The sequence below is a fragment of the Streptomyces sp. NPDC006332 genome (assembly GCF_040612855.1).
GTDB lineage: Bacteria > Actinomycetota > Actinomycetes > Streptomycetales > Streptomycetaceae > Streptomyces.
In genome coordinates, this window is the sequence record NZ_JBEXRA010000004.1 from 101,232 (window position 1) to 113,194 (window position 11,963).

7 protein-coding genes and 2 tRNA genes are annotated in these 11,963 nt (G+C 72.2%); 2 read left to right on the top strand and 7 right to left on the bottom strand.

Annotated elements, in window-relative coordinates:
- Positions 1–361: 361 nt before the first annotated feature.
- Both ABZ027_RS05535 and ABZ027_RS05540 read right to left on the bottom strand, forming a co-directional pair.
- Positions 362–434 (bottom strand) — tRNA-Arg (locus tag ABZ027_RS05535).
- A gap of 190 nt (positions 435–624) precedes the next feature.
- Positions 625–715 (bottom strand) — tRNA-Ser (locus ABZ027_RS05540).
- 166 nt (positions 716–881) lie between these two features.
- Between ABZ027_RS05540 and ABZ027_RS05545 the strand changes: the two genes are divergently transcribed.
- Together ABZ027_RS05545 and ABZ027_RS05550 are read left to right on the top strand one after the other, a co-directional pair.
- Positions 882–1,424: an SSI family serine proteinase inhibitor gene (locus ABZ027_RS05545; RefSeq protein WP_356764625.1), complete on the top strand. Its 543-nt coding sequence runs from the start codon at positions 882–884 to the stop codon at positions 1,422–1,424.
- Between the two features lie 266 nt (positions 1,425–1,690).
- A complete protein-coding gene (locus ABZ027_RS05550; protein ID WP_356764627.1) occupies positions 1,691–6,463 on the top strand; it encodes a PAS domain-containing protein in 4,773 nt (1,590 codons plus the stop codon).
- A 145-nt stretch (positions 6,464–6,608) separates the two neighbouring features.
- Here ABZ027_RS05550 and ABZ027_RS05555 read toward each other — a convergent pair whose 3' ends face one another.
- From ABZ027_RS05555 to ABZ027_RS05575, 5 genes are all read right to left on the bottom strand, one after another.
- Complete coding sequence (locus ABZ027_RS05555) at positions 6,609–8,285, bottom strand: long-chain fatty acid--CoA ligase (RefSeq protein WP_356764629.1); 1,677 nt, start codon at positions 8,283–8,285, stop codon at positions 6,609–6,611.
- 147 nt (positions 8,286–8,432) lie between these two features.
- Positions 8,433–9,002: a SigE family RNA polymerase sigma factor gene (locus tag ABZ027_RS05560; protein WP_356764631.1), complete on the bottom strand. Its 570-nt coding sequence runs from the start codon at positions 9,000–9,002 to the stop codon at positions 8,433–8,435.
- A 170-nt stretch (positions 9,003–9,172) separates the two neighbouring features.
- Positions 9,173–10,339, bottom strand: a complete 1,167-nt coding sequence (locus tag ABZ027_RS05565; protein ID WP_356764633.1) for a lipid-transfer protein — start codon at positions 10,337–10,339, stop codon at positions 9,173–9,175.
- Positions 10,336–10,761, bottom strand: a complete 426-nt coding sequence (locus ABZ027_RS05570; RefSeq protein ID WP_356764908.1) for a MaoC family dehydratase — start codon at positions 10,759–10,761, stop codon at positions 10,336–10,338. Before ABZ027_RS05570 ends, ABZ027_RS05565 begins: the two co-directional genes overlap by 4 nt.
- 32 nt (positions 10,762–10,793) lie before the next feature.
- On the bottom strand, positions 10,794–11,780 hold the full coding sequence (locus ABZ027_RS05575) for an OB-fold domain-containing protein (protein WP_356764635.1): 987 nt from the start codon (positions 11,778–11,780) through the stop codon (positions 10,794–10,796).
- Positions 11,781–11,963 lie beyond the last annotated feature (183 nt).

Genomic DNA, 11,963 nt, shown 5'->3' on the forward strand with positions numbered 1-11,963 from the left:
TGCCCAGACCCAGTGGGCCCTTCGAATGCTGCACGACCCACTTCGCTGTCCTGAGGAGGGTCCCACCCGGGAGCGGCTCAATGCCCCCGATAATCCTGCATGCGGTGCACTCGGCGCCTGCCATCTCCCCGTCTCCCCCAGTGGTTGTCGGGGCCCGCACTGTACACACCGGGCGGCTCCGGAGAGGCCAGGGCGAAGGTAGTCGGAAGCGTCGCCGAGAGTGGTACGGCAGCATCGAAACGCCCGTCGGCAGAACGCAGTGAGCGATGGAGCGGAAGAGGGACCCGGTGATCGCCCGGATTGTGCTGTACGCCTCTGAAACGCCAAAGGCCCCGGATCGCTCCGGGGCCTTTGACCTGTGTGCACTCGGCAGGATTCGAACCTGCAACCTTCTGATCCGTAGTCAGATGCTCTATCCGTTAAGCTACGAGTGCTTGCTTTGTTTTTGTGCCGTTCCTGGTCCTTCTGGCCCGCTCGCGGCGACAGGAAGAACATTACATGACTGCCGCCGCCATGTGAAATCCGTTAGCCATACCCCTTGTGACCTGCGGAAATACTCCAGAAGAGGGATGTCGGGGAGACGACGAAGCCCCGGCCTGTGGACCGGGGCTTCGTGATCTGGTGCGGAGGCGGAGGGATTTGAACCCTCGATGGGATTGAAGTCCCAAACCGCATTAGCAGTGCGGCGCCATAGACCGGACTAGGCGACGCCTCCAGCACAACCTCCCGCGCGAGCGCGAGTGGTGCGTGCAGATGATGACACAGTCGAGCGCGGTGTCACCAATCGCCTCCCACGGTACTAGGCGGGCGGGCCGCAGGGCAAAGTCGTTACCGGCGGTCGGGGGGCGCAACGTCCCGCGGCCCACCGCGTTAGTCAGGTCATGACACACGTCGCCCGGCGCAGCCGGTTCGCAGGGTTCACCCGTCTCCTTCTCGCCGTCGGCTCAGTCGGCGCCGTCGGGTCCGTGCCCATGGCGTCCGCCCTGCCGGCGGCAGCCGCCCCTGCCCCGCCGTCCACCCGGTTCCCCCCTGCCGCTGCCGCCGTCCTCGCACCCCCGCCCGTTCCGGACGAGGACCGGGGCGAGCCGGTCGGTGATCACCTCACCGTCACCGTGCGGCAGGCGGGCGCTTCCGTCGACGGGACGTACGAGGTGAACTGTCATCCCGCTCGGGGGACTCACCCGGACGTCGGCGGCGCGTGTGCCGTCGTCGACCGGAACACCTGGTGGGGGAGGGACGTCTTCGGGCCGGTGCCCGCGGACAGTGTCTGCACCCTGCAGTACGGCGGGCCCGCCACCGCTCATGTCACCGGAACCTGGGCCGGGCGACCCGTCGACGCGACGTTCGACCGCGGCAACGGCTGCGAGATCGGGCGCTGGGACCGCTTCGTGCCCCTGCTGCCCAAGTTGAGCTCGGATTTCTGACTCCCGCCGTTCCATGGCGGAGGCCCCGGCTCCGTAAAGGTCCCGGAAAGGTTCCGCCCAGGTCACATCGAGGTGAACCGGGAGCCCAGGCGGGCGGTCGGGTATGCGGTCACATGTTCTACGTCACTTCGTCGTGCGACCTCCCTCTCATCCGGCGTCGCGAGCGCAACCGCTGCCCGTAGACTCCCTCGGGTGACACGTCGCGGGCAGGTTGGCAAGATGGCCCGAGCGGTCGGCAAGGTGCGGTAACAGGGAGGAAGCGTCGCGTGAGCAGCAGGCCATCCCGAGGCGCTGCTCGCCTCGCAGCCATACTGGATGCGCTTCCCGATGCGTTGGTGCTGGTCAACGCCAATGGGACCGTCGTCAACGCCAACACCATCGCGCTCGAGGCCTTCGAGACGCCGGGGACCGCTCTGGTCGGGCGGGGACTGCTCGATCTGCTGCCGCAGTTCGACTCCAAGCTCATCCCCGGGTCCATGCGGCGGCCCGACCACATGGATCCACGCGGGCGGACCAAGCCGGCCCGGATGATCGCCCGGCGGACCGACGGCACCGAGTTCCCGGTCGAGGTGACCAGCGCGACCCTCGAGAACGGCCAACAGGCCTACGACGGCTACGGCTACAGCGGCGACGAGCTGCTGATGCTCGTCGTGCGGGACCTGACCGGCACCGTCGACACCGAGGCCGAACTCGCCCGCTCGCAGCGGCAGACCGAGATGATCCTGCGCGCGGCGTCCGAGGGCGTCGTGGGGACGGACACGGACGGGCGGATCGTCCTCGTCAACCCGGCCGCCGCTCAGATACTGGGCTACCGGGCCAGCGACCTCGGCGGTCGTGAACTGCACGACCTCGTGCTGCACTCCCGTACCGACGGCACGCCCTTCCCGTACGAGGAGTCGCCGCTCGCCGACACCCTGCGCTCCGGGCGCAAGCACCGGGTGCGCGGGCAGGTGCTGTGGTCGAAAAAGGGCGACAGCGTTCCGGTCGACCTGACGACCGCGCCCGTCCGTGACGGCGACCAACTCGTCGGCGCCGTGATGACCTTCGCCGACCGGCGTCCCTACGACGCGCTCGCCGAGGAGAAGGCGACCGTCGAGAAGCGCCACGCGGAGGAGTTGGAACGGCTCGCCGAGGAACACGCCTCCGAGCTCACCGCGCTGCGCCAGAAGCACGTGACCGAGCTGGAGGAGATCCAGGAGCAGCACGAGGAGGAGCTCGCCGCGGGCGAGGAACGGTACGCGGCGCTCGGTGAGCGCGAGAAGGACCGCTACGAGGCCCTCTCCGGACGCCACGAGCAGCTGCTGACGCTGCTCGCGCAGTCGCTGCGCGGACCCCTCGACGAACTGCGCCGTGATCTGTCCGCCCTGGCCGCCGACGACGCCGGGCAGCTGTGGCCCGAGGCCAACCAGGTACTCCATCACCTGTCGGCGGGCTACTCGCGGATCACGACCCTCATCGACAACGTCCTCGGTTACCAGCGCCTCGACACCGGGGCGGCGAGCATCACCCGTACGAAGGCGATGCTCGACGCCGTGGTGGCGGCGGGCGTCGAGGGAGCGGTGGAGCTGATCGGGCCCGGACGGGTGCAGTTCGCCGTGCACGCGCCGCCCATCGAGGCCGAGGTCGACTCCCGGCTGCTCGCCACCGCGCTCGCCCACCTGGTCGCCGATGTCGCCGGCGTCGACGCGACCGGCAACGCGCCCGTGTCGACGGGCGGTTACATGGACAACACCGTCGTCGTGGCCGCGGCGCAGCGCGGCGAGGTCGTACGGATCGAGGTGCGCGGGCCGTACGCCGGGGGAGACCCGGTGCACGAGCCGATCGTGCGCGGCATCGTGCGGGCCCACGGCGGCGTGCTGCAGACACACGAAGTGCCGGGCATGAGCGGCAACGCCTACGTCCTCGAAGTGCCTCTCGGGGGTGGGGCCGGGGCCGTCGCGGCTCCGGGACCGATGGCCCTGGAGGCCGGGCCCGGCGAGGTCGCGCTGCCCGAACAGGCCACCTCGGGCGGCGGACGGCGGCGGGCCCGGCGGGCCACCACGGACGCCTTCCTGGAGATCGAGGTGCCGGGCCCCGAGGCCGACGGAACCGACCCGGAGGCCGTGGCGCCGACCGGGCGGCGCAGGCGGCGGGCGGCCGCCGCGCAGCAACCCGCGCCCGTCCCGGCCCAGGCCGGGAGCGAGGCCGGTGAGGCGTCCGGCGGTAGCGGGCGGCGCCGGGGACGGCCCGCCGAGATCGCCGGTGGTGACGGTGTCGGTGGTACCCGCGGTGCTGAGGCCGCTGGAGCCGGTGGCGATGTCGCGGGTGGTGCTGGTGTTTCGGAAGGGGCGGTCCGCACCGCCGCCGAGCACGCGGCCGGGACCGCGGCAGCCGGGAACGGCCTGGGCGGGACGGTACCGCCGCAGGGGGTGCCCGTACCCGAGGGGAGTCGTGCCCGGCTCGACGCCGGTGAACAGCACGCGCTGCCCCCGGCCCTGCCGGCCGTGGCCTCCCCCGATCCGGCCCGGACCGCCCGTCCGCCGGCCGACGCCGAGAGTCCGCAGCAGCCGACCGGGCGCCGACGGCGGGCGCTGGCCGCCGCGACGGAGCGCGCCGCCGCCACGCAGGAGGCGGGGCCCCGTACGGTGTTCGCCCTGCCGCCCGCCGCGGCGGACCGAACCACCCAGGGCCCGAACGGGCAGGCCGTGCCGCCTGCCGCGGCCACCACCGATGTCGGCGACGCCACTGACGTCGCCACCGCTGCCGCGCCCGCCGCGGGCCCGGTCCCGGAACAGGTTCAGGTGCAGGTTCCTGGCCAGGCGGTTGCCACCGGCGCCGGTGTCGACGACGGTCGGCACGACGCCGTGCCGCGCAGCCAGGCCGACGATCACACTCCGCCGCAGCCGCACCCGACCAACGCGCCCACGGGGCGCCGTCGGCGGGCAGTCGGCCGGCCGGCGGAGTCGGAGAGCGCCGCGGCTCCCGCGCAGGAGGTTCCGGCCCAGGGCGTCGCGGCACAGGGGGCGCAGGTCCCGGCAGGCGTGCCCCAGCCGGGTGTGTCTCAGGGCCACCCGGGCCAGGGGGCCGCACCGGCCGCCGGTCAGGGTGGCGTGGTCGGCCAGGGCGGTACGGCAGGACACAGCGGTACGGCAGGACAGTCGGCGCTGCCCGGTCAGCCGGTGCCGGACGGGCAGGCGGGTCAGCCGGGCGTCCCAGCGCCCATGCCGAGCACGGTCATCCACGGGGTTCAGATGGCGCCGGGCCTGCCGATCGGGGTGCAGTCCGCCGCAGTCGCTCCGGTCACCGCGGTGCCGTCGGCACCGGGGCAGGGTGTCCCTGCCGCCGCGCCCGCGTCCACGACGGCTCCCGAAGCCGTTCCCGCGCAGAACGGCACCGGTCAGGTCGGTCTGCCCCCCGAGCAAGCCGCACCGGGCCAGCCGGTAGCCGGGCAGCCCGTGCCAGGACAGCCCGTGCCCGGCGCTCCCGTACCCGGGCAGCCCGCGCCGGCTGCACCCGACGTGCCGCACGCCAACGCCACCGGCCAGCCGCTCCCGGCCGAGGCCGCGCCCGGTCAGATCGCCCCTGGCCAGGCCGTTCCCGGTCAGGGCAGCCCCGCCGCGCCCCAGCACCCACAGCCCGTACCACCCGCGCAGCCCGCACCGGCGGCGCAGAGCGCACCGGCGGCGCCACCCGCGCAGACGGCCACCCCCGCTCCCGGCACCCCGGCCCCCCCGGCAGCGCACCCCCACGTCGCCCAGCCCCTCCCCGCCGAGGCGACGGGCGCAACCGGTGTGGCCGGCGCGACGCCCGCGACGCCCGCACCCGGCGCCGCCGCCACACCCGCACCACCCGTGGCCGCGCCCCCCGCGCCCACCACACCTCCTGACCCGGCGTTCGACCCGAACTCCACTCAGGGCAGGGCCATCAGCGTGCGGACTCTCGGACAGGGGGTGCCGTTCACGCGGCATGCCCAGGCGCCCCATCCGGTGACCACCCCCGCCTCGGCCGGTCCGTCGGCCACGCCTCCCCCGCATCAGTCGGGCGGCTCGGGTCGGCGTCGCAAGCTCGGTACCCGGACCGAACCCACCGGTCACCCGGAGCAGACGGCCCGCCCGCATCCGCAGGCCGACCAGGCCCTCGTACCGCCGCAGGCCCAGCCGCCGCAGCCGTCGCTGGCCGGGCAGTCCCGGCTCGCCCAGGCGACCGAGGGCTCCGGGCGGTCGTACGCCATAGGGGCGCCGGACGAGAACGCGGCCGAGGGACCCGAGCCGTTGGACGGTCCGGGCGGTGCCATCGAGGTGGCGGACCCGCCACGGCCGCAGCCGATGGACGACGAGCTCCCGCCGGAGCCGCTCGACAATCCGCGGCGGCTGTTGGTGTGGCCGGCCCCGGACGTCACCACCCAGCAGGCGCTCAGCGACCGTGGTTACCGGCCGGTGATCGTGCACTCGCGCGAGGAGGTCGACGCACAGATCGCGGCCTTCCCCGCCGCGCTGTTCGTGGACCCGCTGACCGGACCGATCACCCGGACCGCGCTGCAGTCGCTGCGGCAGGCGGCGGTCGCGGCCGAAGTGCCGGTGCTGGTGACGGCCGGGCTCGGACAGGCCTCGCGGGAGGCGGCGTACGGCGCCGATCCCGCCGTACTGCTGAAGGCGCTGGCGCCGCGTGACACCGAGCAGCACCCGCCGCGCGTCCTGCTGATCGAGGAGCACGCGGAGATCGCGCTCGCGCTGACCGCGACGCTGGAGCGGCGCGGGATGCAGGTGGCCCGTGCGGCGAGTGACGCGGACGCGGTGACGCTCGCCGGGCAGCTCCGGCCGAATCTCGTCGTGATGGACCTGATGCAGGTGCATCGGCGACAGGCCGGGATCCTCGACTGGCTGCGCGCGAACGGCCAGCTCAACCGCACCCCGCTCGTCGTCTACACCGCCGCCGTCGATCAGGCGGACCTGCCGCGGCTGGCGTCCGGCGAGACGGTGCTGTTCCTGGCGGAGCGGTCCACGAGCACCGAGGTGCAGTCACGGATCGTCGACCTGCTGGCCCGCATCGGCACCAACTGACGCTCGACGCGACCGGCGGGGTGCGTTCGTAGCCGCGCCGGCCATCCACGCGGCCCCTGCGTGCCCGTGCCGAGCGGGGAGGTGAATCCTCCGCTCGGCACGGGCGTCGTCGTCCCGTGGGGCGGCGCGTGGGTCGGTCAGGGCTTCACAGTTGCGTGACGTCCAGTTGCCCGTCCGCGTACCGCCTGCGCAGCACCTTCTTGTCGAACTTGCCGACGCTCGTCTTCGGTACCGCCTCGACGATCGACCAGCGCTCCGGGAGCTGCCACTTGGCGATGTGTCCCTCCTCGGCGAGGAAGGCGCGCAGGGACTCGAAGTCGGCGGTGGCGCCCTCCTTGAGGACGACCGTGGCCAGCGGGCGCTCGCCCCACCTCTCGTCGGGGACGGCGACGACGGCCGCCTCGGCGACGGCCGGGTGGGACATCAGCGCGTTCTCCAGATCCACCGAGGAGATCCACTCCCCGCCGGACTTGATGACGTCCTTGGCGCGGTCGGTGAGGGTGAGATAGCCGTCCGGCGAGATCGACCCCACGTCGCCCGTCTTCAGCCAGCCGTCCTCGCTGAACTTGTCGGCGGGGCGGAGGGGTTCGGCGCCGGGGCCGTTGTAGTAGGAACCGGCGATCCAGGGGCCCCGGACCTCCAGCTCGCCCGCCGACTCGCCGTCCCAGGGGAGGCGTTCGCCGCCGGGGCCGGTCAGGCGCGCCTCGACACTCGTCGGGAAACGGCCCTGCGTGAGCCGGTACCCGAACTCCTCGTCCGTGCCCACCACGTGGGCCGGAGGACGGGCGATCGTGCCGAGCGGCGAGGTCTCCGTCATCCCCCAGGCGTGACAGACCCGCATGCCCAGCTTGTCGAACGCCTCCATCAGCGAGGGAGGGCAGGCCGAGCCGCCGATGGTGACCTGGGTGAGGGAGGAGACGTCGCGCGGCTTGGCGGAGAGCTCGGCCAGCAGGCCCTGCCAGATGGTGGGGACGGCGGCCGCGTGCGTCGGCTTCTCACGCTCGATCATCTCGGCGAGCGGGGCGGGCTGCAGGAAGCGGTCCGGCATCAGCATGTTCACGCCGGTCATGAAGGTCGCGTGCGGCAGGCCCCAGGCGTTCACATGGAACTGGGGGACCACGACGAGCGTGGTGTCCCGGTCGGTCAGGCCCATCGACTGGGCCATGTTGACCTGCATGGAGTGCAGGTAGACCGAACGGTGGGAGTAGACCACCCCCTTGGGGTCGCCCGTCGTCCCGGAGGTGTAACACATGGCGGCCGCCTGGCGTTCGTCCAGCTCCGGCCAGTCGTACGTGGTCGGCTTCCCGGCGATCAGGTCCTCGTACTCGTGCACCTGGACGGCGGCGTCCGCGAGGAGGGTGCGGTCCCCCGGCCCGGTCACCACCACGTGCTCGACCGTCTTGAGGTGCGGGAGCAGCGGGGCGAGCAGCGGGAGCAGCGAACCGTTGGCGATCACCACCCGGTCGGCGGCGTGGTTGACGATCCAGGCCAGTTGTTCCGGCGGGAGGCGGAGGTTGAGCGTGTGCAGGACCGCGCCCATGGAGGGGATCGCGAAGTAGCACTCGACGTGCTCGGAGTTGTTCCAGGCGAGCGTCGCCACCCGGTCGTCCCCGGCGACCTGGAGGTCCTCCCGCAGGGCGTGCGCCAACTGCGCGGCCCGCGCGCCGATCTCGGCGAAGGAGCGTCGGTGCGGCTCGTCGTCACCGGTCCATGTGATCACCTGCGATGCGCCGTGGATCGTGGACCCATGGGTCAGGATCCTGGAGATCAGTAGCGGTACGTCCTGCATGGTGCTCAGCACGGCGTCCTCCCGTGGCGACATCGCCTACGCGGTAGTAAGGTCACCGCATTCTGCGCGCATACCGCTCGGTATGTCACTAGGGGAGGGTGATCGATCACGTCATGTTGCGCTCATGGCGTGAGGACGGTACGGAGGCGTCGCACCCTGTAAGGGGCTGCCCGACTGGACCTAACGGACCAGGACCAGCTCGGGATCCTCGCGGAGTTTGCCCAGCGCGCGGGACACCGCCGACTTCACCGTGCCGACGGACACCCCGAGCACTTCTGCCGTCTGGACCTCGCTGAGGTCCTCGTAGTACCTGAGGACGACCATGGCCCGCTGCCGGGCGGGCAGCTTCATGATCGCCTGCCACATCGCGTCGTGCAGTGCCTGCTGCTCGGCCGGGTCGTCGCCGGCGGGCGCCGGTTCCGGCTCGGGCAGCTCGTCGCACGCGAACTCGTCGACCTTGCGTTTGCGCCACTGCGAGGTGCGCGTGTTGAGCAGCGCGCGGCGCACATAACCGTCGAGCGCACGGTGGTCCTCGATGCGCTCCCAGGCCACGTACGTCTTGGTGAGCGCGGTCTGCAGCAGGTCTTCCGCGTCGCTCGGGTTCGCGGTCAGCGACCGGGCGGTGCGCAGCAGCACGGGCTGGCGGGCCTTCACGTACGACGCGAACGTGGGGTACGAAGTGGGGTACGGACGGGTCTGCGTCGCCGGTGCGGCGGCCGTCGAAGCGCTGGTGCAGACGGGTGTGGTCATGGCTCAACGCTATGAGCGAGGGCGCCTGCGGCTCATCGGCCGTAGGTCCCGAAGACGAGTCCCCCTCAGGTTGTAGGGGTGGAGCTGGCTGCACCTCCTGAAGGTGGACGAGCGGACCGGGCCTGCTGCGGGATTACCCCTGCGGGTCGCCCCTCCGCGATCCCCGCGGTTCACCCGTCCGTGGTCAGGACCAGGCCCGATGTCGGCACCCCGGTCCCCGCGGTCACCAGGACCCGGCTCGCACCCGGTACCCGGTTCACGGCCGTGCCGCGAATCTGTCGTACGCCTTCCGCGATGCCGTTCATCCCGTGCAGATACGCCTCGCCGAGCTGCCCCCCGTGGGTGTTCAACGGCAACGCGCCCCGGCGTACAAAATCCGCCGCCTCTCCCCTTTCGCAGAAGCCGAACTCCTCCAGCTGCATCAGCACGAACGGCGTGAAGTGGTCGTACAGGATCCCCACGTCGATGTCGGCGGGGGTGAGGCCCGAGGTCCGCCACAGTTGCCGGGCCACCACGCCCATCTCGGGCAGGCCGGTCAGGTCGTCACGGTAGAAGCTCGTCATCTGCTCCTGTCCCCGGCCGGCGCCTTGGGCCGCCGCCGAGACGACTATCGGCGGGTGGGGCAGGTCCCGGGCCCGTTCGACGGAGGTGACGACGAGGGCCTGGCCGCCGTCGGTCTCCTGGCAGCAGTCCAGCAGGCGCAGCGGCTCCACGATCCAGCGGGAGGCGGCGTGGTCGGCGAGGGTGATGGGGCGGCCGTGGAAGTAGGCGGCCGGATTGGTGGCCGCGTATCGGCGGTCCGTGACCGCCACCTGCCCGAAGGCCTCCGGGGTCAGACCGTACGTGTTCAGATACCGCTGGGCCGCCATCGCCACCCAGGACGCCGGAGTGAGCAGCCCGAAGGGCAGGGACCAGCCCAGGGCGACCCCCTCGGCCGACGGCTCCCGGTGCTGCACGCCCGAGCCGAATCTGCGGCCCGACCGCTCGTTGAAGGCGCGGTAGCAGACGACCACCTCGGCCACGCCCGTGGCCACGGCGAGCGCGGCCTGCTGGACGGTGGCACAGGCCGCCCCGCCGCCGTAGTGGACGCGGGAGAAGAAGGACAGCTCCCCCATCCCGCAGGCCTGGGCGACGGTGATCTCCGGGCTGGTGTCCATCGTGAAGGTCACCATGCCGTCCACGTCGGCCGGCCCAAGGCCGGCGTCGTCCAGCGCCGCCCGCACCGCCTCCGCCGCCAGCCGCAGCTCGCTGCGCCCCGAGTCCTTGGAGAACTCCGTGGCCCCGATGCCGACGATCGCCGCCCGTCCGCCGAGGGCGTCCCGCGAACGGGCGCTCACCGCGGCCTCCTCGGCTTGTTGGGCTCCGCTTTCGGCAGGGTGACCGTCACGGTGCCGGTCACGTGTCTGCCGATCGCGTTGGCTCCGACCACGCGGACGGTCACGGTGTCGCCGTCCGCTTCGTCGGTCACGTCCTCGATCGTGCCCGTCAACACCATCGAGTCGCCGGGGTAGTTGGGGGCGCCGAGCCTGATGGCCACCTTGCGGAGCGCCGCCCGGGGGCCGAAGTGGTCGGTGATGTACCGGCCCACCAGGCCGTTGGTCGTCAGGATGTTCATGAAGATGTCGGGGGAGCCCTTCTGCCGGGCCAGCTCGGCGTCGTGGTGCACGTCCTGGTAGTCGCGGGAGGCGATGGCGCCGGCGACGACGAGGGTGCGGGTGATCGGGATCTCCAGGGGCGGGAGTTGGTCCCCGGCCCGCACGCGGTGTCCGGCCGCCCTCATCCGGTCTCCTCTCATCCGGTCTCCTCCCCGGCGCGGAAGACCGGCAGCACCAACTCGTCCTCGTACTCCTGGAATTCGAGTCGCACCGACTGCCCGATCCGCACCTTGTCGTACGGCACGCCGACCACGTTGCTGATCATGCGGACGCCCTCCGCTAGTTCGATCAGGGCCACCGCGTAGGGCGGGTCGAAGGCGGGGAAGGGCGGATGGTGCAGGACGACGTACGAGAAGACCCTGCCCTCGCCGCCCGCCTCGACGGTGTCCCAGTCGGGGGAGCCGCACGCGGTGCAGCCCGGCAGCCAGGGCAGACGGAGTGTCGCGCAGGCGGTACACCGCTGGATGAGCAGCCGGTGCTGTCGTACGCCGTCCCAGAACCCGGCGTTGTCGCGGTTGACGACGGGACGGGGGCGCGCTGCGGGGCGGGATCGTGGCGGCTTGTCCGCCGGTCTGCGTGCCGGGGCGTACTTGAGGATGCGGAAGCGGTGGGTGCCGACCAGGTCGTCGCCCGCCCGGACGTCCATCCGGGTCGTGACGAAGTACCCGGTGCCGAGCTTGGTCGTCTTCCGATCGGACACCGACTCGATGACCGAATCGAAGGTGACCTCGTCACCGGGACGCAGGGCTCTGCCGTACTCCTGCTCGCAGTCGGTGGCGACCACCGAGGTGCAGCCCGCCTCGTCGAGGAGGGTGAGCAGTTCGTCGTACGCCCCGGTCCGCGCGGTGTGACCGGAGAGGCCGCCCATGGTCCACACCTGGAGCATCGTCGGTGGGGCGATCGCGTCCGCGCCGGTGTACGCCGGGTTGGCGTCGCCCATCGCCTCGCACCAGTGCCGGATCATGGGCGCGTTGACGGGGTCCTTGCCGACGCCGGCCACGGCTGCCTGCCGCCCCTCGAAGGCCTTCAGCCGCAGGTCCAGGGTGAGCGGGGCGGCACCGGCCCCCTGCTCGCCGCCGGCGCCGGGATCATCCTCGCCGCGCACCTCCGCCTGCTCACCCATCGTCGCCCCCTCACCGTCCACATCACGTCCCCACGAAGGTTTCTGACTGTCCGTCAGATACGGAGAGGTGTCAAGGCGTCCCTCCGCGGACAGGCCGCTCCGACACCCCTGCTCACCACCACGGGACCCGAATCACCCCACCCTCCGGCGAGCCATGGTCATGGTCGCCTCCTCTTCCCTTTT

What these genes read in the sequence shown, in the direction of transcription:
- ABZ027_RS05575 (WP_356764635.1), bottom strand. Translation starts at nt 11,780, where the DNA reads ATGGGTGAGCAGGCGGAGGTGCGCGGCGAGGATGATCCCGGCGCCGGC.
- ABZ027_RS05555 (WP_356764629.1), bottom strand. Translation starts at nt 8,285, where the DNA reads ATGTCGCCACGGGAGGACGCCGTGCTGAGCACCATGCAGGACGTACCG.
- ABZ027_RS05545 (WP_356764625.1), top strand. Translation starts at nt 882, where the DNA reads ATGACACACGTCGCCCGGCGCAGCCGGTTCGCAGGGTTCACCCGTCTC.
- ABZ027_RS05560 (WP_356764631.1), bottom strand. Translation starts at nt 9,002, where the DNA reads ATGACCACACCCGTCTGCACCAGCGCTTCGACGGCCGCCGCACCGGCG.